This is a genomic window from Pedobacter soli, assembly GCF_900101435.1.
Classification (GTDB): domain Bacteria; phylum Bacteroidota; class Bacteroidia; order Sphingobacteriales; family Sphingobacteriaceae; genus Pedobacter; species Pedobacter soli.
On sequence record NZ_FMZH01000003.1, the window covers coordinates 157227 to 181961 of the forward strand.

Annotated in this window: 18 protein-coding genes; 13 read left to right on the forward strand and 5 right to left on the reverse strand. The window is 39.9% G+C overall.

From position 1 onward, the window contains the following. Nucleotides 1–7: 7 nt before the first annotated feature. The gene (locus tag BLR37_RS08055) at nt 8–1312 is read left to right on the forward strand and encodes a M20/M25/M40 family metallo-hydrolase (RefSeq protein ID WP_090766937.1); all 1305 of its coding nucleotides are present in this window, start codon (nt 8–10) and stop codon (nt 1310–1312) included. 170 nt (nt 1313–1482) lie between these two features. On the opposite strand, the gene carB is transcribed toward BLR37_RS08055, so the two are convergent. Both carB and BLR37_RS08065 read right to left on the reverse strand, forming a co-directional pair. Then, nucleotides 1483–4320, reverse strand: coding sequence for a carbamoyl-phosphate synthase large subunit (gene carB, locus BLR37_RS08060; protein ID WP_090766940.1), 2838 nt, complete (start codon nt 4318–4320; stop codon nt 1483–1485). Between the two features lie 213 nt (nt 4321–4533). Then, nucleotides 4534–4851 (reverse strand): carboxypeptidase regulatory-like domain-containing protein, encoded by a 318-nt coding sequence (locus BLR37_RS08065; RefSeq protein ID WP_039474787.1) that lies wholly within the window; start codon nt 4849–4851, stop codon nt 4534–4536. 437 nt (nt 4852–5288) lie between these two features. Between BLR37_RS08065 and BLR37_RS08070 the strand changes: the two genes are divergently transcribed. The 7 genes from BLR37_RS08070 (at nt 5289) to BLR37_RS08100 (ending at nt 13169) form a co-directional block, all read left to right on the forward strand. Next, nucleotides 5289–5819 carry an AAA family ATPase gene (locus BLR37_RS08070; protein ID WP_090766943.1) on the forward strand — a complete coding sequence of 177 codons (531 nt, stop codon included), beginning with the start codon at nt 5289–5291 and terminating at the stop codon, nt 5817–5819. Between the two features lie 532 nt (nt 5820–6351). Beyond that, complete coding sequence (locus tag BLR37_RS08075) at nt 6352–8796, forward strand: TonB-dependent receptor (RefSeq protein WP_341844513.1); 2445 nt, start codon at nt 6352–6354, stop codon at nt 8794–8796. Nucleotides 8797–8923: 127 nt separating this feature from the next. Further along, a complete protein-coding gene (locus BLR37_RS08080) occupies nt 8924–9568 on the forward strand; it encodes a thiamine phosphate synthase (protein ID WP_090766949.1) in 645 nt (214 codons plus the stop codon). Between the two features lie 56 nt (nt 9569–9624). Further along, complete coding sequence (locus BLR37_RS08085; protein ID WP_090766952.1) at nt 9625–10917, forward strand: hypothetical protein; 1293 nt, start codon at nt 9625–9627, stop codon at nt 10915–10917. Nucleotides 10918–10993: 76 nt separating this feature from the next. Next, the gene (locus tag BLR37_RS08090) at nt 10994–11554 is read left to right on the forward strand and encodes a hypothetical protein (protein ID WP_039474764.1); all 561 of its coding nucleotides are present in this window, start codon (nt 10994–10996) and stop codon (nt 11552–11554) included. Continuing rightward, on the forward strand, nt 11551–12045 hold the full coding sequence (locus tag BLR37_RS08095; protein ID WP_090766954.1) for a GNAT family N-acetyltransferase: 495 nt from the start codon (nt 11551–11553) through the stop codon (nt 12043–12045). The genes BLR37_RS08090 and BLR37_RS08095 overlap by 4 nt, the downstream gene beginning before the upstream one ends. Before the next feature lie 140 nt (nt 12046–12185). Continuing rightward, nucleotides 12186–13169 (forward strand): TPM domain-containing protein, encoded by a 984-nt coding sequence (locus tag BLR37_RS08100; RefSeq protein ID WP_090766957.1) that lies wholly within the window; start codon nt 12186–12188, stop codon nt 13167–13169. A gap of 131 nt (nt 13170–13300) precedes the next feature. Here BLR37_RS08100 and BLR37_RS08105 read toward each other — a convergent pair whose 3' ends face one another. Continuing rightward, nucleotides 13301–15742 (reverse strand): TonB-dependent receptor domain-containing protein, encoded by a 2442-nt coding sequence (locus BLR37_RS08105; RefSeq protein ID WP_090766959.1) that lies wholly within the window; start codon nt 15740–15742, stop codon nt 13301–13303. A 380-nt stretch (nt 15743–16122) separates the two neighbouring features. Further along, nucleotides 16123–17802, reverse strand: a complete 1680-nt coding sequence (locus BLR37_RS08110; RefSeq protein ID WP_090766962.1) for a dipeptidyl-peptidase 3 family protein — start codon at nt 17800–17802, stop codon at nt 16123–16125. A 113-nt stretch (nt 17803–17915) separates the two neighbouring features. Here BLR37_RS08110 and BLR37_RS08115 point away from each other — a divergent pair, with 113 nt between their 5' ends. Then, nucleotides 17916–18752 (forward strand): N-acetylmuramoyl-L-alanine amidase, encoded by an 837-nt coding sequence (locus BLR37_RS08115; RefSeq protein ID WP_090767843.1) that lies wholly within the window; start codon nt 17916–17918, stop codon nt 18750–18752. Nucleotides 18753–18933: 181 nt separating this feature from the next. Here the strand turns inward: BLR37_RS08115 and BLR37_RS08120 are convergent, their stop codons facing one another. Beyond that, entirely contained in the window at nt 18934–20592 is a 1659-nt protein-coding gene (locus BLR37_RS08120; protein ID WP_090766965.1) for a glutamine--tRNA ligase/YqeY domain fusion protein, read from the reverse strand. Nucleotides 20593–20828: 236 nt separating this feature from the next. On the opposite strand from BLR37_RS08120, the gene BLR37_RS08125 reads away from it, so the two are divergent. The 4 genes from BLR37_RS08125 to BLR37_RS08140 all read left to right on the forward strand — a co-directional run bounded on the left by BLR37_RS08125 (nt 20829) and on the right by BLR37_RS08140 (nt 24718). Beyond that, nucleotides 20829–21248: a cobalamin B12-binding domain-containing protein gene (locus BLR37_RS08125; RefSeq protein ID WP_090766968.1), complete on the forward strand. Its 420-nt coding sequence runs from the start codon at nt 20829–20831 to the stop codon at nt 21246–21248. 3 nt (nt 21249–21251) lie between these two features. Next, nucleotides 21252–22031 (forward strand): enoyl-CoA hydratase-related protein, encoded by a 780-nt coding sequence (locus BLR37_RS08130; protein WP_090766970.1) that lies wholly within the window; start codon nt 21252–21254, stop codon nt 22029–22031. Between the two features lie 166 nt (nt 22032–22197). Continuing rightward, the gene (locus tag BLR37_RS08135; RefSeq protein ID WP_090766973.1) at nt 22198–23610 is read left to right on the forward strand and encodes a sigma-54-dependent transcriptional regulator; all 1413 of its coding nucleotides are present in this window, start codon (nt 22198–22200) and stop codon (nt 23608–23610) included. Between the two features lie 58 nt (nt 23611–23668). Then, nucleotides 23669–24718 carry an AI-2E family transporter gene (locus BLR37_RS08140; protein ID WP_090766976.1) on the forward strand — a complete coding sequence of 350 codons (1050 nt, stop codon included), beginning with the start codon at nt 23669–23671 and terminating at the stop codon, nt 24716–24718. Nucleotides 24719–24735: the final 17 nt, after the last annotated feature.

A 24735-nucleotide genomic window follows, 5' to 3' on the forward strand; every position in this document is an offset into this window, starting at 1 on the left:
ATAAAAAATGAAGAAAATAGCCCTTTTTGCCTTAGTCGGGATGGCAGGTTTGCAGCTTAAAGCGCAAAACATCGATAAAATTATTACCCGCGAATATACCGACCACCTCATTAAAACCTTAAGTGCCGATGATATGCAGGGACGTGCCACCTTTACGCCCGGTATTGATAAGGCCGCTACATTTATCGAATCGGAATTTAAAAAGATTGGTTTACAACCTTTAACCGGAGAGAAAACCTTTCGCCAGACTTTTTATAAATACCGCATTACCAACCAAAATACGAGTGTTAAGATAGACGGACAGGAAATTGCGCCTGAAAACCTGATTATTTCCGGTGTATCATCAGAAAACGTTACCCTCGACAAATCAAATGCTACGGTTGTTAAACTTGACCCTGAAAAGCCATTTGTTGCCCAATTAAGAGCCATGACCGAATCAGGTAAAAACCAACTGGTTTTGGTTGACAGTAAGTTTGCCGATTTGTTTAACCGTTACAGAAATTATTTTAGCAAACCCGCCACCGTTGATGAAAAAGACGTAAAGGCTGCCAGTGCTGTGCAGGTTTTTGTATTGGGCAAAGATGCTGCAGTCGATTTTTCGGCAAACGTTAAAAGCAAAGTAGATAAAATGCCTTTGTTTAATGTGGCTGGTGTAATTCCTGGTAAATCAAAAGCTAAAGAAATTGTAGTGTTCTCAGGTCATTACGATCACCTGGGTTTCTTAAAACCGGTAAACGGCGATAGTATTGCCAATGGTGCAGATGATGACGCCTCGGGAACAACAGCCATGATTGCCCTTGCCAAATATTACAAAGCACAAAAGAATAACGAACGCACATTGATTTTTGTAGCCTTTACGGCCGAAGAAATTGGTGGTTTCGGTGCAAGGTACTTCTCAGAGAAATTAAATCCGGATGATGTTGTAGCCATGTTTAACATCGAAATGATTGGAAAAGACTCTAAATTCGGTAAAAATACCGCATTTATTACCGGTTATGAAAGATCAGATTTTGGCAAGATTTTACAGAAAAACCTGGCCGGAACGGAATTTACTTTCCACCCTGATCCATATCCGGAGCAAAATTTATTTTACAGAAGCGATAATGCTACTTTAGCAGCCCTGGGTGTTCCGGCACACACCATCAGTACCGATAAAATCGATATCGATAAATTGTACCACTCAGTTAAGGATGAGTACAGTTCTTTAGATGTAGAAAATATTTTATCAACCATTAAAGCCATTGCGAAGAGTGCAACAAGTATTGTAAACGGAACTGATACACCAACAAGAATACCTAAGTTGAAGCAATAAATCTATAAACAATGGAGAGATGCTGAAATAAATCCGATAGCCATCGGATCAGCATGACGCTCAATTAATAGAACATCAAAAAAGGCCAGTGAAAAATCACTGGCCTTTACTATTTTTTATAAACTTACGAAGTTCTCCAAGCTCCTTGCTTTTCAAACTTCGTAAGCAGATTACTTACTCAAATACATTGATTTGTCTTTGTAAAGCTTGCGGAAGTAAGGATCTTCCAGATCTTTAATGAAGCGGATCGCCTCACCAGTCGATTTCATTTCTGGGCCTAGCTCTTTAGTCACCTCAGGGAACTTCTCGTAAGAGAAAACAGGCTCCTTAATCGCATAACCTTTTAATTTACGCTCGATGGTAAAATCTTTCAGTTTCGCTACACCCAGCATAATTTTAGCTGCGATGTTGATGTAAGGTACATCGTATGCTTTCGCAATAAACGGAACCGTACGTGATGCCCTTGGGTTCGCTTCGATTACATATACTTTTTCATCTTTGATAGCGAACTGAATGTTCAGTAAACCACGTACATCTAAAGCTTTCGCAATCTTAACCGAATATTCTTCCATGGCTTTAGTTACCGTTTCAGATAAGCTAAAGGTAGGCAATACTGCAAACGAATCTCCAGAGTGGATACCTGCAGGTTCGATGTGCTCCATCATACCTACAATATGAACATCTTCACCGTCAGAAATCGAATCCGATTCTGCCTCTTCTGCTCTGTCTAAGAAATGGTCAATCAGTACGCGGTTACCAGGTAAATCGCCCAGTAATTTCACTACTGCTTTCTCCAGGTCTTCGTCGTTAATTACGATGCTCATACCTTGTCCGCCCAATACATAACTCGGACGAACGAGTACCGGATAGCCTACCTCGTTTGCTACCACAATAGCTTCTTCGGCGTTTTCGGCAACTCCGTATTTTGGATAAGGAATATTTAAATCTTTTAACAGGTCAGAGAAACGGCCACGATCTTCGGCGATATCCATGTTCTCGAAAGAAGTTCCGATAATTTTGATACCGTTTTCAGTCAGTTTCTCAGCCATTTTCAAGGCGGTTTGTCCACCAAGCTGAACAATTACACCAACTGGTTTCTCCAGCTCGATAATTTCGCGTACATGCTCCCAGAAAACCGGTTCAAAGTACAATTTATCCGCCATGTTAAAGTCGGTAGAAACCGTTTCAGGGTTACAGTTAACCATGATGGCCTCGAAACCTGATTCTTTAGCAGCCAATAAGCCGTGTACACAAGAGTAATCGAACTCAATACCCTGACCAATACGGTTAGGACCTGATCCCAGAACGATTATCTTTTTTCTATCTGTAGGTACCGATTCATTTTCCTCTTCGAAAGTTGAGTAATAATATGGTGTTTGTGCCGGGAATTCTGCAGCACAGGTATCAACCATTTTATATACTCTGCGGATACCTAGCTCTTTTCTGCGGGCATAAACCTCATCTTCGGTTACGTTACCCAGCAACCATGAAATCTGTACATCAGAAAAACCTTTTTGTTTTAAGTTGAAGAAGAAATCGCGCGGGATATTGTTCAGTGAGTATCTTTTTAACTCAGTTTCTAAAGCTACAAGCTCCTGAATCTGGTTTAAGAACCATTTGTCGATTTTGGTTACCTTACGGATTGATTCCAAAGGAACGCCCATCGCCATGGCATCTTTTATTAAGAACAGGCGGTTCCATGAAGCGTGCTCCAAACCATCCATAATTTCTTCGATATTGCGTACTTGTCTGCCATCTGCACCTAAACCTGAGCGGCCAATTTCTAAACTCTGACAAGCTTTTTGTAAAGCTTCAATGAACGTACGGCCAATAGCCATTACTTCACCTACCGATTTCATTTGTAAACCAAGCTCTTTGTTGGCTCCTTTAAATTTATCGAAGTTCCAGCGAGGTACTTTTACGATTACATAATCTAAAGTAGGTTCGAAATATGCCGAAGTGGTTTTGGTAATCTGGTTTTCAATTTCATCCAGGTTGTAACCGATAGCCAGCTTAGCTGCAATTTTTGCAATCGGGTAACCCGTTGCTTTACTTGCCAATGCTGATGAACGTGATACACGTGGGTTAATTTCGATCGCGATGATTTCATCATCAGCCGGGTTAACCGAGAACTGAACGTTACAACCACCAGCAAAGTTTCCGATGGCGCGCATCATTTTAATCGCCTGGTTACGCATTTCCTGGTAACAACGGTCAGATAAAGTCATGGCCGGTGCAACTGTAATCGAATCTCCGGTGTGGATACCCATTGGGTCGAAGTTTTCGATCGAGCAGATAATGATTACGTTATCGTTGCTATCTCTTAACAACTCTAACTCGTACTCTTTCCAGCCTAAAACGGCTTTCTCTACTAAAACTTCGTGTGTTGGCGAAGCTTCTAAACCGCGTTTAAGCGCGGCATCGAATTCTTCTTTTCTGTGCACGAAACCACCACCAGAACCACCTAAAGTGTATGATGGACGAATTACCAGCGGGAATCCGATTTCCTGTGCGGCTTCTTTACCTTCTAAGAATGAGTTGGCAATTTTCGATTGGGCAACCCCTACACCGATATCAACCATTAACTGGCGGAAAGCTTCGCGGTTTTCTGTTTTCTCGATTGCATCAACATCAACCCCTACAACTCTAACCCCGTATTTTTCCCAAACACCGCGCTCTTCTGCTTCTTTACAAAGGTTTAGTGCTGTTTGGCCACCCATTGTTGGTAGTACGGCATCAATTTTAGGTAAACTTGCATCAGCAATGTGCTCCTGCAAAATCGCTTCGATCGAATCAACAGTTAACGGACGCAGATAAACATGGTCGCCGATAACTTTATCCGTCATAATAGTAGCCGGATTTGAGTTGATAATTGATACGGTAATCCCTTCTTCTTTTAAAGATAGGGCCGCTTGAGAACCCGAGTAATCAAATTCACAGGCTTGGCCAATAACAATTGGTCCAGATCCGATAATTAGTACTGAGCGAATGGAAGTGTCTTTAGGCATGATAAAGCTTAAACAATAATTAAAATTCTAAAGTGTTGGTTCATCTAAGAACCTTAGAAAGCAACGAGATTTAGTGCTAGTGCGAAGAAAAATCCCAACTGTTCTGTCGGGATGCAAAGATACATCTTTAGCACGACTTTAAGCCGTTTTTTTTAAAATAAAAAAGAGGCCTTAATTATGCCTCTTTTTAACCTTTTTCTTTCGCTAAAACACCTATTGCAGTAATTTAATTTCGCCTAAATCTGTAGTAGCACTATCTTTAACTGCCACCTTTTCAATAGTGGCATCTTTGTAAGGCGCATTGGCCCGTATCCAAACGGTATAAACACCTTCTTTAAGATTGGTAAAAGTAAAAACACCCTGGTTTAACTGCGCTTTTAAAGTATCTGTTCCGGCTACTAAAGAAACAGAGGCAGCAGCATCTGCAGGACTAATTTTACCAATAATTCCGCCTAACTTAATGTTGGTATAGGCAATTGCCCCGAGGGCAAATACAATGAGCAGCGCCAATATTGCACATAACTTTTTCATCGTTTTAGTTTTTAATGTCTAACTGTCTAAAATAAGTAACACCATTTAGTACAAATAGTTTTAAATAATGAACAGCCAAAATTCAAAACGTACTAATAATTATACACAAGAGTAATGCCACAATATACAATTGTAATCTGAATGTTAATAAGTGTTAAAATAACACTAAGAATATGGCCCCACACGTCAGAATTAAGTCACGAAGTTGTGATGTTCCCATTATTGGCAATAATGTTGTAATAAGCAGAACAGATATACGTTTTGTATATACTTTAGACAATGATCTAAAGCTTCCTCCGCGGATTAGTTACCCGCCATGAGGATTTCTTCATAAATAGTTTGTTTGGTTTATTATCCGGTTAGAGGAGCCCTCCTCAACCGGATTTTTTCTTTTAGGGCATTTTCCTTTACATTTGAACCTTGTCAGCATACATTACGTGAACAAGAACATAAAAAAAATCGCCATAGTTGGCCCCGAGAGTACAGGTAAATCAACTCTATCGCAATTATTGGCCAAACATTACAAAGTTTCGTGGGTGCCCGAGTACGCGCGTTATTACTGCGAAAACCTGGTTACCGACTATACCCTGCAGGATGAAGCCAACATGTTTTATGGTCAGGTGGCGCTTGAAGATGCCATCCTTTCAGTAACGGAAAGCGATTTTATTATTTGCGATACCACTTTTGTAACCGTTAAAATATGGAGTGATGAAGTGCTGGGTAAAACCCCACAGGAGGTGCTGGATACTTTACCCAAAAGGCCTTACGATTTATATCTGTTAATGGATATCGATTTGCCCTGGCAAGACGATCCCTTACGCGATTTTCCGAACAAACGCGAATATTTTATGGAAATCTGGTACAAAGAACTGCAGGCACTTGATGCAAATTACATCGTAATTAGCGGACAAGGCGATGAAAGGGTAGCTAACGCCAAAAAAGCAATTGATGATTTTTTAGGCCAATAGTGAATCAATTTTTATATTTTGAAAATGATGGTCAGTAGCTTTTGGCAGCCTGTAGCCCCGCCATCCGCTATAGCTCCGATAGAAAAATCGGAGGCTGCCGCTGCTGTCGGGTTTAAGAACAGCGGCTTGTAAACATGGCACTGATGACACCAGGCGCACAGAACCGTAAATTTTCCAACAAAAAATCAACAAATTCTATAAACAAGACGATTAAGGTATCATTTCTTTAAATTCGGCACCGCAATACCTAGGTTTAAGTGAGAATTGCCAAATATTCCCTACATTTGCCTCATCATTAGGGGTGCCTTGTTTAAATAAACACAAAAACAGGCTGAGAACATACCCATTGACCTTAAATAACCAATTCAAAATATCCAATTTTCAAAAATTTGAACATTGGAATTTGATTATTGGAATTTAAAAGTCATGCACCTGATCCGGGTAATGCCGGCGTAGGGATTGGAGTTATGGAAGTTTAACTAAAAATCGGGGAAACCCCTTTTTCCGGTTGGTTTAACTAAAAACAAAAAAATTGAAAAATTTACTTTTTGCAGCCCTTGTTGCAATGTTGCCTTTCTTTGCATCGGCACAGCTTGTGGTTACCGGTAAGGTAACCGATCAAAACCAAAATGCCCTGCCCGGCGCCACCATTAAAATAAAAAACAAAAAAACAGTTGTATTGAGCGATGCAGGTGGAAATTTCACCTTATCCAACCTTGAAAATGGAAAATATACATTTGTTGTGAGTTATGTGGGGTACAGAACTGAAGAAAAAGCAGTAACCCTTTCGCAAAACAGTACGATAGATTTCGCCTTAACGGCACAAAATTTTCTGGCCGACGAGGTAATTGTACGGGCAACACGGGCCAATGAAAAATCGGCAACAACCTACAAGAACATTGGTAAAGAAGAAATCCAGCAAAACAACTTTGGTCTGGATTTACCTTTTATTTTACAGAATACGCCTGGCGTGGTAGTTAATTCTGATGCCGGCGCTGGTGTGGGTTACACCGGTATCCGTATACGCGGTAGCGATAATAGTCGTATAAACGTAACCGTTAACGGCATTCCAATTAACGATAGCGAAAGCCAGGGAACTTTTTATGTGAATATGCCCGATTTTGCTTCATCAGTAGACAATGTGCAGATTCAGCGCGGTGTAGGTACCTCAACCAATGGTGCCGGCGCTTTTGGTGCAAGTTTAAACATCCAGACCACCGCCAGCGAAACGGAACCCTATGCAGAAGTAAACAGCACCTACGGCAGTTTCGATACCTGGAAAAATACCATAAAGGTTGGAACAGGTTTAATTAACAACCGTTTTAGTTTCGATGGCCGTTTATCGAGAATCAGTTCTGATGGCTATGTAGACCGTGGATCATCTTTACTTAAATCTTATTTCCTTTCTGGTGCTTACCATGGCAACAAAGATTTATTGCGCGTAAATGTTTTCTCGGGTAACGAAAAAACTTATCAATCGTGGAATGGTATTCCGCAATCGCGTTTAGAAAATGATGTTGCCGGCATGAATGCCTACATCGCCCGGAACGAACTTAGCGCTGAAGATGCCGCTAACCTGTTAAACTCTGGACGCAGATATAACAGTTTCTTATACAATAACCAGACAGATAATTATGTTCAAAACCATTACCAGCTAATTTATGCCCGTCAGTTTTCTGATCAGTTCTCTTTTAACGGAGCTTTGCACTATACACAGGGTTCGGGTTACTATGAAGAATACCGTGTACAGAATAAACTGGCCGATTATGGTTTAAATCCGGTAGTTATTCCTGGTGGAACACCTATTACCAAAACAGATCTTATCCGTCGCCGTTGGTTGGATAACGATTTTTATGGTGTTACCTATGCCTTTAATTATGTGCCACAGAAAAATTTAAATTTCACTTTAGGTGGTGCATATAACGAATACAAAGGCGCGCACTTCGGACAAATTATTTGGGCACAATATGCCTCAAACGGCGACATAGACAGGCATTATTATGATAACGATGGCTTTAAAACCGATTTTAATACCTACGGTAAGGTGAACTACAGCCCGGTGGAAGCACTGAGCTTATTTGCCGATTTACAATACCGTCGTGTGTATTATGATATCGCCGGAACTGAAAACAAACTGAATACGCTGGCGATAAACAAAACTTTAAATTTCTTTAACCCTAAGTTTGGTGCTACTTATTTCATCAATCCGGAGAGCAATGTATATGCTTCATTCAGCGTAGCCAATAAAGAACCTAACCGCGATGATTATACCGATGCAGCAGTGGGTGCAACTCCTAAACCAGAAAGGCTGAACGATTTAGAATTGGGTTACCGTTTTAAGAACGAAAAATTAAACATCGGGGCTAATGCGTACGGCATGTTCTATAAAAACCAGCTGGTGGTTACCGGTAAAATAAATGATGTGGGTGGAAATTTCCGTCAAAATGTAGACAGAAGTTACCGTTTGGGTATTGAGCTGGATGGTGCTTATACCATTAGCAAGCAGTTTATTTTAAATGCAAACGCAGCTTTAAGTCGTAACAAAATCAAAAACTTTACCGAGTATTACGACGATTATGACAACGGTGGTCAGGTGGTAAACAATTACCAGCTTACTGATATATCATACTCGCCACGTGCCGTACTTTTTGGCGAACTGGTTTACAAACCGGTTAGTGGTTTTGCGGTAGCTCTGCAAAGTAAATATGTAAGCAAGCAATATTTAGACAACACCCAAAATAACGACCGTACCATAAATGGTTATTGGGTAAGCAATGCCCGCTTAGGTTATGATTTTAAATTTGCCGGAGTTAAAAACATCAATCTGGGCTTATTGGTGAATAATATTTTCGATAAGCGTTACGAAAACAATGGCTATACCTATGGCTACCAGTTAGGTGGCAGCAGGATTACCGAAAATTTCTTTTACCCACAGGCTGGAACCAACTTTTTGTTAAGCCTGAATGTGAAGTTTTAAGAAAGCTGAAAGACTAAAGCAAAAAGACCAAAGCTTAAAATCGCCATTGAGGATAAATTCTCAATGGCGATTTTGTTTATATTGGCATTTTAAATTATAAAAACCCTAATCGGGAACAACACTCACCATGAAATACATCGAAAAGTTCCAATACATTACCCACGATATCCCCAACTTAACGCACATTGAACAGGTACAACTGGCTTGCGAGGCAGGGGCAAAGTGGATTCAATACCGTTGCCTGAGCAAAGACGATGAAGCTCTTTTAGCGGATATTAGCGCCATCGCCGAAATTTGCGATGATTGGGGTACAACACTAATCGTTACCGATCACATCCATTTAAATGGCAAAGCCGATATCCAGGGATTTCATATTGAGGATATGGATGCCGATTTTGCAGCTATCCGCAAGCAGCTGGGCAATGACGTTACTCTGGGCGGCTCGGCCAATACCGTTGAAAATTTAATCCGCATGGCCAACCAGGGCGTAGATTATGCCGGCTTTGGCCCTTTTGCTACAACCGAAACCAAGCCAAACGATTTACCCTTGATAGGAGTTGAAGGTTATTCCAAAGCATTGCAAAAACTCAAGGCAGCCAACATTCAATTACCCCTTTTAGCAGTCGGGGGTATTAAAATTTACGATGTTGAAGCTTTAATGCAAACGGGTATTTACGGTATCGCCGTTTCTGGCGCGATTAACTTTGCCGATGATTTTATTGAAGCTTATCAGGATTTTTACACTTTGGTAAAAGAAAGTGCTGTTTATTAAAATTTTAGAATTTAAAGCCTGTTAGCTATTTTAAGCTTTGGGATAAACCAAACCACATGTCAGAAAACGCTCTTCAAAACAATGCCCAATGGGGGATTTTTAAAAAAATCTCTTTCAGATTTTTCTTTATTCTGCTCCCACTGTTTATTTTCCTGAATAATAACGGAGTTTTCACATTCCTGTCGGGGCTGCTGCAATTGCCTAATCACTTTTTACGCGATTTCGTTCCATGGTTTTCTAAAAATATCATTCATTATAACTATACGCCCAACACGAGTCCAAGCGGCAGCGGCGATACCTCTTACAATTGGGTACTATTGCTTCTGATAGTTCTCGTTTCGCTAGCAGGCTGTATCATCTGGTCTGCTTTAGACCGCCAACGCAAAAGTTATAATACTGCGTATTACTGGCTTGTGGTGCTGGTAAGGTTTTACCTGGCCTTTACCTTAGTACTGTATGGCTTAATCAAGGTGATCAAGCTTCAATTCCCTGATCCAACGCTTGATCGTTTGCTCCAACCTTTTGGCGAAGCATCTCCTATGGGCCTGGCATGGACTTTCCTTGGATTCTCAAAAGGATACAATATTTTTATGGGCATTATAGAAGTTTCCGGCGTACTACTCTTATTCCGCAGAACAGTAATAGTGGGTACCTTTCTATCTCTTGCAGCCACCGCCCACGTAATGGCTATGAATTACTTTTTCGATGTGCCTGTAAAATTACTCTCTACTGCGCTTGTTGTGATGAGCCTTTTTATTTTGGCCCCCCATTTCTTGAAACTATACCGCTTCTTTATCCGGTATGAAAGTGAGCAACTGGATAAAATGTATAAGCCAGTGTTTAAAAAACGGTGGCTTTACTTTTTGGCTTATGGTGTAAAATACCTGTACATAACAGCTGCTATTGGTACTTTACTATACACGTTTAACCAGCAAAGAAAAACTTACGGCAGCGATGCACCCAAACCATTTTTGTATGGCATTTACAATGTAGAAAGCATGCGTTTTAAAGGGGAGGAGCTGCCACCTTTAGCTAGTGATAGCAGGCGATGGAAACAAATGGTGATTAGCTATGCAGGTTATGCACGCGTAAAAACAATTAATGATAGTACCCTTAATTTTTCAACAGTATTTAATACAAAAAAGCGGGAAATCACATTGGGGTCACTGGATAAAGAATCGGCACAATATATTTTAACTTACCACCTTGTTGGAAAAGATAAATTGATTGTCTCTGGCCTGAAAGATAAAGATTCCATTTCCATAAGTTTTAAACGAAAAGACCTCAAAGAATTTAGGCTGATTAACAGGGGTTTTCATTGGGTAAGCGAATATCCTTATAACCGGTAATTACTTCTTGCTACCTTATTCCCGATACTGGCAATTTGATACACCGACTCGATACTAAATTTTCTATATTCGCAACATGTCATCACATCATATAGTAAAAGAAAAACAGGAACCCGCTTTGTATATTGACGAGCTGGGTAATTTTAGCGAAGAGTTTTTAGGGCAACTTTTGGAGTGGAGCCCAACGCTTTTGGTTAATGGCGAAAACTACGATAAGATTATTTCGCTTGGCCTGAAAGTAGATGTGCTGGTCAACGGAACCAATCAGGACGTTCAGGAAGACACCAAAACCATTCAGGGTCCGGTTGACGCGCTAATGGTTGCCGTTAATTTCTTATTTGAAGAAAAATATCCGGCTGTGAATGTGATCGCAAAAAAATTCGACCTCGAAAAATTTGCAGGATTTGAAGATAAAATCAACCTGGTTGTATTTACAGAACGGGCCAAACATTATCCCATTAGGTCGGGTTTTTCGGTATGGAAGCCGGCAGGCAGCGAATTTTTAATTCATGGCAACCGCTATCTCGAAGTAACCAACCTGATGCAAACCGAAGAAGAAATTTTTGAGGTAGTAAACGATGGCTTTGTAGAATTTACCTTTTCCGGACAACCTATTTTTATTAGCGAACCGATATGATTACCCTTAGAAAAGCAAAAGAACAGGATATAGAAATCATCAGGGATATTGCCGCAGCAACCTGGCCATCAACTTATCTGGATATTATTGGTCAGCCGCAGATCGATTATATGCTGGAGAAAATGTATAACCAGGGCGAGCTGTTAAAACAATTGATGGAAGGCCATATTTTTCTGATTGCGGAAGCGGGTGAAGAGCAATATGGTTTTGCGGGTTATTCCATTATCGATCACGAAGCACGCATTTACAAACTGCATAAATTATACGTGCTACCATCTGCACATGGAAAAGGGGTAGGTAAAATCCTCATCAACGAGGTTTTCAACCAGGTAAAAGATATTGGCGGAACTGCTTTAGAACTTAACGTTAATAAACACAATAAAGCCAAAGATTTTTACCTGAAAGGTGGCTTTACGATTAAAGAATCAGTAAAACTTGATATTGGTGAAGGCTACTTTATGGATGATTATGTGATGGAATATAAGTTCTAATTACTTTTTTGCATAGCAATAATCATAGCTAAATATTTTATACGCCCGTCATTTCCCTGAAGGGCGTTCTTTATTCCCACGTTCATTAACATATAGCTTTAAGAAAAAATAATTATTAATTTGGCTTTATAATTTAAACCATGAAATATATATTATCGCTCCTATTACTCTTCGTAACGGTTACTACATTTTCACAAATACCAAAACCGCTAAAAGACACCTACGTAAATGATTTTGCGAAAGTCCTTTCCAAATCGGAAATTAAAAAGCTAAACGATACGATTAATCAAATCGAAAAAAAATCAGGTGTACAACTTGCACTTGTTATTGTAAACACAATACCAAAGGAATACGATATTGAAGAATATTCGTTACTAATTGCACGCAGATGGAAAGTTGGCAATAAAGAAGATGGCCTGGTTTATGTTGCCGCCGTAAAGCAGCGCAAGCAACGACTAGAAGTAGCCCGTAATCTTGAACCCATTTTTACTACCGAAACCAGTCAGGATGTACTGACTAAAACCAAAGCGCACTTTCGTGCAAAAGATTACGGAAAGGGCCTTTTTGCATTGGTATCTGATATCTCTTTTAAACTTGATAGTGCCGGCTATGGTGAACCACCAGCAGTACAATCCCTTGCTGCTGTTGATAAACAGGACAACAAGGCCGTAAGCAATACGAGCGACAGAGTTGATATAACACTTTTTGTACTTGGCTTTTTTGTTATTGTATTTGTATTAGTAGTGCTATTAATCGTTCGCATATTCAGATCAAGACCAAGCAGCCAAACCTTTGCCAATAATGGATTTGGAGGCTACAACAACGGTTACAATGGTGGTTTTAATAATGGCTACAACGGCCGCCGCAGAAGCGGATTAGGATCCTTTTTTGCAGGTGCAGCTACTGGTTATTTCGCTAATAGCCTTTTCAACAGGAATAGATATCATAATAATCACGTAGTCCCTCAACAAACACAAGAGGAAGAACGTCCAGGCAGTGGAAGCAACTTTGGCGATTGGGGATCATCACGCGACAGCTCTTCTGATGGAAACAGCTCATCTGGAAGCAGTAGTTCATCTTCAAGTGGTGGGTTTTCAGGAGGTGGAGCTAGCTCAGACTGGTAAAGAAAAAATAACCTGATATTCGATATAAAAATAAACGCCGCCCATGAAAATGAGCGGCGTTTATTTTTGGGGATACATGATTCTAAAAAATGTTAAAACCCCAATACTATCCTTTTTTCAAAACAGGCGTGTTAATTTTTCATCCTTCCCTGCTCCGATTCAGTACCTGTAGAACGGCGACGGGCAGGTTTGATTTCATTTTTACCAAAACGATAGGTAAAACTGATCCGGCCAACACGGGTTTCATTTTTTTGATGTACGGTGTAGGTTAAGCCAGGGTACGCGCTTGATAAATTATTTTCAGACATATTAAACACATCCGACAAAGCCAGCTTTAAACTTGCCTTTTTGTTAAATAACGTTTTGCTTAAGCCTGCATCGATAGAATAACGGGCTTTTAAACTAAGCGTACCATAATCAAGCGGCGATTCGTAATTACCGTTCAGCTCGGCCGTAAAGCCATTTACGATAGTAAAGGTTTGTTGCGATTTAAACTGGAAAGATGTTTTTCCGGTTTTCAATGCTCTGCCGGCTAAATTTGGCGATTCAAAGCTCAGGTAAAAAACATTTAAGTTATTATTGGTTTGCCACCATTTGGTAATTTGAACAGGCACATTTAAATTAGCACTGTAACTGATGTTGGTAGCGATGTTGGCATTAGTCTGATATAACGCTTTTTGTGCTTCATCTGGCAAAATCACTTCTGCAATTACGTCATCAACCCTACTGTAACCAACAGTAAGCATATATTTTTGCAAAAGGGTATAACTCAGCTCAAAATTATGCGTGTATTGCGGGTTCAGAAAGGGGTTACCTTTATTATAGGTATACTGATCTAAGTAATAAATAAACGGGTTTAAAGCATCGTAACTCGGACGATCGATCCTTCTGCTGTAAGAGAAACCCAACTGGTTATTTTTGGAAAGATTCTGCTGCACAAACAAAGTCGGGAAGAAATCCCAGTAGCTTCGTTTAACCACAGTATTGGTGGTAATTAAGTTCCCTTTCGAATTGGTTTGCTCCATCCTTAAGCCAATTTGTATACTGGTATTTTTAAACTGTTTATTCAAATTGGTATAAGCCGCATTAACATTTTCATCGTAAACAAACTGATTACTGCGACGCACATCATTCTGCCAGTTGTTATTTACAAATTCTTCGGCCTGCAAATCGTTATCGGTTTTTACCCAGCTGCTTTTAACTCCCGCTTCGAGCTTAACCGTTTTACTTAACGAAACATTATAATCTACTTTAAAAGCTTTAATATCAATAATAGAAGGTGTATTGTTGCGGATGTAATTGATTGGACGAATCCGGCTGCCATTGGCAAACAAGTAATCGTTGGCATAGTCAGAACCATCGTTGCCGTTGTAGCGCGAATAATCTACATCGGCCGAAATTTCTGATCCGGCAGTATCCAAAACCGATTTATAGTTTAAATTATACGAAATGTTATTGTATTTATTGGTTTGCAGGCTATTCGAAATCAATGTAGAATCGATTTTTTGAAAAGACGGGCCAATTAAGGTATTGTTAACACCAGCTTCGGTACCATGATTAAAATAACCATTTACCAAAACCCCAATGGTATTTTTTTTATCGATAAAATAATCTAAACCTGCTTTGAAGTTGTTATTGTATTGTTTTCTGTTGCTCTCGCCAACCTGCATAAAGTAGGTATCAGGTGTTCCGTTCGAAATCCTGTCGATCGCGATCAGGTTATCGCGTTCAAACTTACCGTAGTTATAGTTACCAAAAAGATTGAGCTTCTGGGTGCGGTGGTTCAGGTTTAAGCCAGCATTTCCCCTCAGGTTTTTACCGTAACCTAGCGAGCCATTTACGCTGCCATTTGTTCCACCGTTTTTATTTTTTTTGGTTTTGATGTTAATAATACCCGAATTACCTGAAGCATCATATTTGGACGATGGATTGGTAATCAGCTCAATGCTCTCTATATCAGAGCTCTGCATATTCCGCAAAAGGTTGGCTACATCAGCACTGCTCATGTAGGTTTGTTTTCCATCGAGTTGAATCAGCACGCCTTGTTTGCCCATCATCGAAATTTTATCGTTCTGATCGACTGTTACACCAGGCGCTTTCTGTAAAACCTCTAATGCTGATGAACCCGTCATGATTGAACTGTTAGAAACATTCATCACAATTTTATCCATCTTTCTTTCAATCAACGGTTTGGTAACAGCCACATTAACATCTTTTAAGTTCTGTGCAGTAGCCACCAGCTTAGCTGTGCCAAAATCTATTTTCTGGTTGTCTTCAGTTACCGTAATTATTTTGCTTTTAAGGGTTTTATAGCCCATGTTACTGGCTTTGTAAAAGTAGGTTCCTTTGCCTGCTACAATAAATCCAAACGAGCCATTTGGATCGGTAAAAGCAGTTTTAACTACACTCGAATCTGCGGCCTTGAAAAGAACTACGGTTACATAATCGGCTGGTTTATCATTCTCATCTAAAATTACACCACTGATATTAGGTTTAGGCGTAGATTGGGCAAAAACCTGTGTAGTTGTAAAAAAAAGGGTTATTATAAGCGCTATTTTGTATAAATTTTTCATCGGTTTGGTTTAATGTGCTAAAAAATTCGGGCAAAAAAAATTCCATAACACCTGTAAAAGGCATTTTCCATTTATTGCTGTTATTTTAAAGTTTAGTTCGGAAACGAAAGGTTTCCATGATCTTGTTATAGGTAAGACGACTGTTTTTTGAAAAGGTTACAGGAAATTTAAAAAAGTCTTTAGTTCTAAGTCTGGAGTCGGCGCTTCGATAACCGAAGTTTGGAAAGTTGAAACTTACATAAGCTACTGTTAATCAATCCCGTTTCAAGTCTATGGCTACCAATGAACTAATGGCCAATGAACTAATGAACAAAAAAAGCCACAGTTCAACAAGTTAAATACCTGCTGCCCTGTGGCCTTGAATACCTAATCAGGAGATATTATTTCACACCCAACACATCAACACCTTGTTCAAAAATTACATCAACAGGGATATTCTTTTTGGTTAAACGATCAAGGTCTGTTTGCAATTCGGGGTGGATAATGGCTTTTTCTTTTTGTGCTTTTTCTACGGCAGCTTTATCTCCATTGCCCTGAAGCGTAATGATGAAAGCACTTAATTCGTTCATTGCCGATGCAAATTTATCGAAATTTACTTTGTAGGTCCCTTTTGGCGTACGCTCAAAAGCGCCTTTCTCCTGAAAGTAATTAAAGCATTGCATATTGGCTTTTCCGTGTGCTTCTGAAACACCAAAGCGAACCGACCGTAAAATACCGGCCATAAATGTGGTATAATAATCTTTTATATCGCCTTGTAATTCGCCCTTTTTAAGCAAGCCTGTTACCATGTACAAACCTAAAATATCGGCTTTACCCTCTTCAAGCCAGCTGTACTGTTCTTTTAACGCAGCACGCACAAAACCTTTTCCGGTAACGGTTTTTTTAATGCCTAAGCCATGGGCTACTTCATGAAACATTACATTGGCAAAAAAAGCATCGAACTTAATGTATTGCTGTTGTTCGGCATCAATCAGTTCTTTTGAAATAGGAACCAGAATTTTATCGAATTTGGCCTGCATTGCATTTTTTAGCTGCGAGCGGCGGGTACCTTTTTCCTGTTGTATTTTTTCATCATTGGGCAGGTTAACCGCAATTGTTTTCGATCCCGCATTACAGTCGCCCGCATAATACACCACGTCATAAGCATTCAATTCCGAATCGGTTCCTGGTGTTTCGGCTTTATATTTAGCGTCAACCGGTAAGTTTTTCTGCAGTTCGGGCAGCATTTTTACATACTTGGCCAAACGCTTGCTCCATTCTTTATCCTTAATTAAAACATAAGCCTCGTAACTGGTGCGGGCATTAAAAAGTTTATCTTCGTAATTTTCAATCGGGCCGATAATGATATCCAAACCATTGGTTTTCATATCCAGCCAGGCATAATCACTCGCTGTAAAATTATCGGTTACCAACGCATCAGCCCTTAAATTTAAATATTTCTTTAAACCGGCATCTTCTGCAATTAAGGCTGCCTGTTTTAGTAATGAACTTGCTTTTTGTAATTCAGCAGCAAATAAAACATGGTAAGGTACTGTTGATAATTTACCTGTGCTATCTTTCCTAATTACAGAATAGGCACCAAATTTATCGGCCAGATCAGATTTTTCTACCGCATCTTTGGTAATGCCGTAAGGATAAAATGTTGCACCTTCAGGTTTAACACCAACGCCTTGTACAAAAGGTTTATCGTTATTGAGCCTGTCCCATGGACCATAATTGATGTTTACAAAATCGCGGGTTTTTTCATCCTTAATGGTAGCCAAAAGGCTGTCGCGTTGCGGATATACCTGTTTCCAGTACAACTCATCCATAATTTCTGCCGCCTGGATCAGCAAAGGCAAAATTTTACGGTCGTTAACACTTAACTGGTTAATATTAGTGGTAAGTTTTACCTTTTCGTAAATTGGCAAACGATCGGCCACATAACTAATCAGGCTGTCTTTCTGAACACCTCCGTTTTTATCGTCAGCAGGTTTAGAGTCGCCACCGCAGGCAGCTAACATCGCCAAAGAAACAGCCATTGCCGGCAAAAGTATTGTTGATTTGTATAAATTCTTCATATTAAAGTATATCGGCGCTAAATTAATAATTTTTAAAAGCTTTGTATAAAGTTTGATGCATTGGGCGAAGTTTAGCCTAACTTTGTAACTTCATTCTTTTAATCAACATGCCCATGCTGCTTTCTGATTTATACAAAACCGCTTTATTAACTGCTTTTTCACTAACAATGATGCTGGCTTCGTGTACCACCAGTAAGTATGCCGCAACCGAAAAAATCTACAAGGATAAAGCCAAAGGTTTTGCAGAAATTATAGGTACTGTACCTCCAACCGGGCAACTGTACGATTCTCTAAATGCAACAAACCAGCAATGGATTGGTTCTGTAAATTTTGGGATACGTAAACCCAATTATGTAGTAATACACCATACCGCGCAGGATAGTTTGGCACAAACCGTTAAAACTTTTTTTTCTACCAAAGCCGGTACCAGCGCACATTATGTAGTTAGTCGCGATGGTAAAGTGGTGCACATGGTAAACGACTATTTACGTGCGAACCATGCCGGTATAAGCAAATGGGGGAAAGATACCGACCTCAACTCATCATCTATCGGCATTGAACTGGATAACAACGGCTTAACCGATCCATGGCCTGATGCACAAATCAATAGCCTGCTTAAACTATTGGCTACATTAAAGAAAACCTACAATATTCCAACAGCCAATTTTATTGGCCATGCCGATATTGCCCCAAAACGTAAAAACGATCCTAAAAATTTCCCATGGAAAAAACTGGCAGATAAAGGTTTTGGTTATTGGTACGATGATGTATTGAAAAACCCTCCTGCCGATTTTAACACCGAAATGGCTTTAAAATATATCGGTTACGATACCAGCAATCTGCCTGCTGCAATTACAGCATTCAAAATTCATTTTATCCAAAGCGATATTACACCAACACTAACCCCAGTTGATATTTTGGTGTTGTACAACGTGTATACGAAGTATTAAGCGGTTGGCGAAAATAAGTCAGAAAGTCGGAAGACGGAGGTCTGGACGCGAATACTTAGCGCGCTTTGCGATTATCTCTGTGTGCTTTGCGGTTAAATAATAGCAGTAATATTAACGGTATAAAACAAAAAAGCACGGATAAATCTGTGTTCATCCGTGCCTATCTGTGGTTAAAAAACGATTAATTCGGCTTCTTAAACGTATCTTTTAGCGTTACCGTTCTGTTGAAAACCAATTTATCAGCAGTCGAATCTTTATCCAGACAGAAATAACCTTTACGGATAAACTGATAACGGCTTTCCAAATCAGCATCGGCCAAAGCCGGTTCGATGTAAACATTTGGCAATACCGTTAAGCTTTCAGGATTTAAATAATCTTTAAAGTCGCCTTCTTCTGCATCTGGGGTTTCTGATGTAAACAAACGCTCGTACAAACGGATCTCAGCCGTTTTGGCATGTTGCGCGCTTACCCAGTGAATGGTACCTTTCACGTTTATACCACTGGTATCATTTCCGCTTTTCGATTCGGGAATATAAGTACAACGGATCTCAGTAACGTTACCGTTTTCATCTTTCACAAAATCCTCACATTTTACAATGTAAGCGAATTTTAAGCGCACCATGGCTCCAGGGGCCAAACGGAACCACTTTTTAGCCGGTACTTCCATAAAATCTTCACGCTCAATCCAAAGTTCATTGCTGAAAGGAATTATACGTGTACCGCCTCCATCTTCTGCTTCAGGATTGTTTTCGCCAATTAAATCTTCTGATTGTCCTTCCGGATAATTGTTAATAACCAGTTTAATCGGATCTAAAACAGCCATTACGCGGTTAGCACTCTTATTCAGATCTTCGCGGATACAGAACTCCAGTAAGCTTAGCTCAATCAGATTTTCGCGTTTGGCAATACCAATGCGTTCGCAAAACTCGCGAATACTCTTTGGCGTAAAACCTCTTCTGCGTAAACCCGAAATAGTAGGCATGCGCGGGTCATCCCAGCCACTCACCAGTTTTTCGTTCACCAATTGCAGCAGCTTACGCTTACTCATTACCGTTGAGGTAAGGTTTAGGCGCGCAAACTCATATTGTTTAGAAGGGAAAATTTCTAATTTTTCGATAAACCAATCGTACAATTCGCGGTGTGAAACATACTCCAGCGTACAAATCGAATGGGTAATGTTTTCAATGCTATCACTCTGGCCATGGGCAAAATCGTACATCGGGTAAATGCACCATTTATTACCTGTACGGTGGTGCTCGGCGTGTTTAATTCGGTAAATAATCGGGTCGCGCATTAACATATTCGGGCTGGCCATATCAATCTTTGCCCTTAAAATATAAGTACCGTCAGCAAACTCGCCATCTTTCATTTTTGTAAAAACAGACAGGTTTTCTTCCACACTGCGGTTGCGGTATGGGCTATCTTGTCCGGGCTCAGTTGGCGTACCTTTTAAAGCAGCAATTTCATCTGCGGTGCTTTCATCCACATAGGCAAGGCCTTTTTCTATTAGCTTTACCGCAAAACCATATAATTCATCAAAATAATCTGATGCATATAATTCGTTTTTCCAGTTAAAACCCAGCCATTTAATGTCTTCCTGCTGGCTGTTTACATATTCTGTTTTTTCCGTAACCGGATTGGTATCATCAAAACGCAGGTTGGTGTACCCGCCGTATTTTTGTGTTAGTCCGAAATTTAAGCATATCGCTTTCGCATGGCCGATGTGTAAATAACCATTTGGTTCGGGCGGGAAACGCGTAACCAGGGTTTCATACTTACCACTATTTAAGTCGTTCTCAACAATTTCTTCAATAAAGTTCAATGACTTCTCTTCACTCATAAAAACCTGTAAATTAGGAATGCAAATGTAAAAAGATTGAGCGTATTTATACAATGATTAACGGTTTATTAGCACACAGTTAATATTGTATTTAATAGAATTTCATTAATAGCTGATAAATGGTGATACAATCTCCTGCTAATCGCCATGGAGATTAAACATCAACTATAATCTTTAACGCCTGTTTCTCTATTAGTTAATAAAATCAATACATTTACCTTAACTTAATATTCATTATGAGCAAAGCATTAAACCGGCCAATACGTGTTTTAGTGGCTAAAGTTGGATTGGATGGCCACGACAGGGGAGCTAAAGTAATTGCCACATCATTGCGCGATGCCGGTATGGAGGTAATTTACACCGGCTTACGCCAAACGCCCGAAATGGTAGTGAATACGGCCTTGCAGGAAGATGTTGATGCCATTGGTATTTCGATCCTCTCGGGTGCGCACATGACCGTCTTTCCTAAAATTATCCAGCTGATGAAAGCAAAACAGTTAGACGATGTGTTGTTAACAGGTGGAGGCATTATTCCGGAAGCGGACCGTTTAAAACTGGCGGAAATGGGCGTTGGCACATTATTCCCGCCGGGCACAACTATGGCCAGCATTGTGACATATATTCAGGATTGGGTTACAGAAAACAGAAATTTTTAAGCTATGGCATACCAGAATTTAATATCAGAAGTAAAAGAACAAATTTTATACCTTACCATTAACCGCGAAAAAGCACTAAACGCCTTAAATAAAGATACCTTGGCCGAGCTGGCCGATGTGGTTGCATTTGCCAATAAAACGGATGAAGTGAGGGGAGTGATTATTACCGGTGCTGGCGAAAAGGCATTTGTAGCGGGTGCCGACATCAAAGAGTTTGCCGATTACAATGGCAAACAGGGCGAAGAACTGGCGAAACGCGGTCAGGAGCAGGTATTCGATGCTATTGAAAATGCCACTAAACCCTTTATAGCAGCTATTAATGGCTTTGCACTGGGCGGAGGTTTAGAACTGGCCATGGCCTGCCACATGCGTATTGCCGCAGATAATGCCAAATTAGGATTGCCAGAAGTTACTTTAGGATTGATACCGGGATATGGTGGCACACAGCGCCTTACACAACTGGTTGGAAAGGGCAAGGCTATAGAAATGATTACAACAGCCAATATGATTACCGCTGCCGATGCTTTAGCTTTTGGACTGGTAAATCACGTTGTGCCACAGGCCGATCTTATTTCGAAAGCCGAAGAAATACTAAACTTAGTAAAACAACGCGCACCACTTGCAGTTTCGGCCGCCATTAAATCGGTTATTGCAGCTGTAAACAACAATAATGGTTATGCAACAGAGATAGAGGCTTTTGGAAAATGCTTTGAAACAGCCGACTTTAAAGAGGGTGTAGCTGCATTTGTAGAAAAAAGAAAGGCCATTTTTAAGGGCAAATAGCCCACTGTAGTATTAATTCGATCTGAATATAACAAAAATGTTGCAAAAGTTTTTCCAATTCAATTTTTTTAAGTAATTATGTGCGATCTAAATTGCTAATCTGAACCGCTCTAATAATTAAGAATTAATGTGCAGAAGTTCATTTTAGCATAAAAAGGTGCTGTTAATGAAAAAAAGAATACTTATAATTGATGATGAGATAAATATTGGGCTACTGCTTTCAACATTTTTAACCAAAAACGGTTTTGAAGTTGTCAGTACTACGTCCGGTACTGCAGCGTTGTCTGTTTTAAGCGAGCAGGCATTCGATCTGGTATTGTGTGATTACCGGTTGGATGATACTGACGGAAAAGAAATTTTAATCAAAATAAAAGAAAATTATCCGGGTACTAGCGTAATCATTATCACCGGTTATTCTGATATCCGACTTGCTGTTGAGTTAATTAAACTGGGGGCTTACGATTATATTGCTAAACCCTTATACCCCGACGAAATATTAATCACCATTAATAAAGCATTGGCGGCTCAGCAATCAATTTCCGAACACAAAAACGCCACTCCTCAAAAAAACAAGGATCGTTCTGCCGACAATTTCTTAAACCATCCCGAATATGTTGATGGCAAAAGCGAAGCTTCCAGGACGTTGGTTAAACAAATAAAACTTATTGCCCCGACAGATTATTCGATTATTTTAACCGGTAAAAGCGGTACCGGAAAAGAATGCGTAGCCAAGGCCATTCATTTAAACAGTCCGCGCAAAGATAAACCCTTTGTGGTAATGGATTGCGGAGCTTTATCAACAGAACTGGCGGCAAGCGAATTCTTCGGGCACGAAAAAGGGTCATTTACAGGTGCCCTTGCTACCAAAATCGGTCACTTTGAAGAAGCAAATGGTGGCACCCTTTTTCTGGATGAAATTGGCAATTTATCTTACGAAATACAGGCCATTTTGCTCAGGGCTGTTCAGGAGCGAAAATTAAAACGCATTGGCAGCACCAAAGAAATCGATTTAAACATCAGGTTAATTGTGGCAACCAATGAAAACCTGATCCAGAATATTCAGAAAGGAACGTTCAGAGAGGATTTATACCATCGGTTTAACGAATTCGCAATACATGTGCCTTCATTAAAAAACCGCGGCAAAGATATCCTAACCTTCGCCAAGCATTTTTTAACCATTACAAACAGGGAGCTTAACAAAAATCTTAAAGGATTTTCTGAAGAAGTAAAAACCTGTTTCATGAACTATAGCTGGCCGGGCAATATCCGCGAACTTAAAAATGTTATCAGGAGGGTAAGCTTACTCACAGAGGGAAGCATTATTCCTTTAGCGGTACTGCCTCAGCAGCTCATCGCGGCTAAAGATGCAAAAAACACACCTGCACAGCAGGCAAAATCTAAACCAGGTTCGAAAAAAGCAACTTTGCGAAACGCACGGCTAGATGCCGAGCTGACAACCATTTTAACCGTTTTAAAACAGGTAAACTTTAACAAGAGCAAGGCTGCAAAGATTCTGAATATCGACAGAAAAACACTTTACAACAAAATAACGGGTATTAATCTTAACGAATTAAATTAAAATCAGGTAAAACAAAACCTGCCAATTTCGCATTTAAAGAATACCAAGCATTTAAATTATGTCAGTATTCTCTTATAAGCAGCGTAACAATATTAACCTTGTTATTATTATTGCCCTTGGGATATTAATTGCCTATTCGTTACAAAGTATTTTCAGTGCCATTTTAAGTACGCTGGTACTCTATACCATTATGCGTCCGGCTTACATTCACCTGGCCGAGCAGAAAGGCTGGAACAGAAGGCTGGTTGCTATACTACTCATTGCCATTAGCATCATTTTAATTGTCCTGCCTTTTTATGCTTTAAGCAGTATGGTTATCAGCAAAATTTCTGAGCTGAGAAACAACGAAATCTTTTTTAAAAACCTGCTGGTTAAACTACAGCATCTCATACCTATAAAAATTAACCAGGATTTGATTCAGGAAGGGATGAACCGCCTGGGTAACTGGGCCACACAATTATTCCCTTCATTGATTTCGAGTGCAGTAAATATTATTTTAAGCCTGCTGGTGATGTACTTTTTACTCTACTTTATGCTCATTGAGCGCAAAAAATTTGAGTTTTCGCTGATTAAATACGCACCCTTCAGAGAACAAAATGCCCTCCGCTTTGGCGATGAAATGAGAAATACCACCTATGCCAACGTTTTGGGCCAGGGCTTAATTTGCCTCGTTCAAGGCTCGCTGGTGAGCCTTTCTTTTCTGGTTTTAGGTTACAAAGACCCCTTATTTTGGGGCATAATAACCACATTTATATCCTTTGTGCCGGTTTTAGGCCCTCCGGTTATATTTGTACCGGCAGCCATATTACAAATTGCAAACGGAAATAATTTTGCAGGATGGGCCATGCTTGTTTTTGGTTTTGTGGTCATTATCAACATCGATAACGTACTGAGGTTTATCATCGCAAAAAAAGTTGGCAATATTCACCCTATAATTACAGTAATTGGCGTAATTATTGGTATCCCTTTATTCGGTATATTGGGTCTGGTTTTCGGCCCTTTGCTGCTGTCATATTTTATATTGCTCGTTAAAATTTACGAAACCAGTACGCTTGCTTCGGAGAGATTGGAAAGAATTAAAACAAATAATGAGCATATGGAGTTATAAATATAGCTTAACAATAA

Bases quoted from the DNA above. Each gene is read 5' to 3' on its own strand.
- BLR37_RS08130 (WP_090766970.1), top strand. From the start codon at position 21,252: ATGGCATACCAGAATTTAATATCAGAAGTAAAAGAACAAATTTTATAC.
- BLR37_RS08135 (WP_090766973.1), top strand. From the start codon at position 22,198: ATGAAAAAAAGAATACTTATAATTGATGATGAGATAAATATTGGGCTA.
- BLR37_RS08125 (WP_090766968.1), top strand. From the start codon at position 20,829: ATGAGCAAAGCATTAAACCGGCCAATACGTGTTTTAGTGGCTAAAGTT.
- BLR37_RS08080 (WP_090766949.1), top strand. From the start codon at position 8,924: ATGAAATACATCGAAAAGTTCCAATACATTACCCACGATATCCCCAAC.
- BLR37_RS08105 (WP_090766959.1), bottom strand. From the start codon at position 15,742: ATGAAAAATTTATACAAAATAGCGCTTATAATAACCCTTTTTTTTACA.
- BLR37_RS08095 (WP_090766954.1), top strand. From the start codon at position 11,551: ATGATTACCCTTAGAAAAGCAAAAGAACAGGATATAGAAATCATCAGG.
- BLR37_RS08110 (WP_090766962.1), bottom strand. From the start codon at position 17,802: ATGAAGAATTTATACAAATCAACAATACTTTTGCCGGCAATGGCTGTT.
- BLR37_RS08100 (WP_090766957.1), top strand. From the start codon at position 12,186: ATGAAATATATATTATCGCTCCTATTACTCTTCGTAACGGTTACTACA.
- BLR37_RS08055 (WP_090766937.1), top strand. From the start codon at position 8: ATGAAGAAAATAGCCCTTTTTGCCTTAGTCGGGATGGCAGGTTTGCAG.
- BLR37_RS08120 (WP_090766965.1), bottom strand. From the start codon at position 20,592: ATGAGTGAAGAGAAGTCATTGAACTTTATTGAAGAAATTGTTGAGAAC.
- BLR37_RS08115 (WP_090767843.1), top strand. From the start codon at position 17,916: ATGCTGCTTTCTGATTTATACAAAACCGCTTTATTAACTGCTTTTTCA.
- BLR37_RS08090 (WP_039474764.1), top strand. From the start codon at position 10,994: ATGTCATCACATCATATAGTAAAAGAAAAACAGGAACCCGCTTTGTAT.
- BLR37_RS08065 (WP_039474787.1), bottom strand. From the start codon at position 4,851: ATGAAAAAGTTATGTGCAATATTGGCGCTGCTCATTGTATTTGCCCTC.
- BLR37_RS08140 (WP_090766976.1), top strand. From the start codon at position 23,669: ATGTCAGTATTCTCTTATAAGCAGCGTAACAATATTAACCTTGTTATT.
- BLR37_RS08085 (WP_090766952.1), top strand. From the start codon at position 9,625: ATGTCAGAAAACGCTCTTCAAAACAATGCCCAATGGGGGATTTTTAAA.
- carB (WP_090766940.1), bottom strand. From the start codon at position 4,320: ATGCCTAAAGACACTTCCATTCGCTCAGTACTAATTATCGGATCTGGA.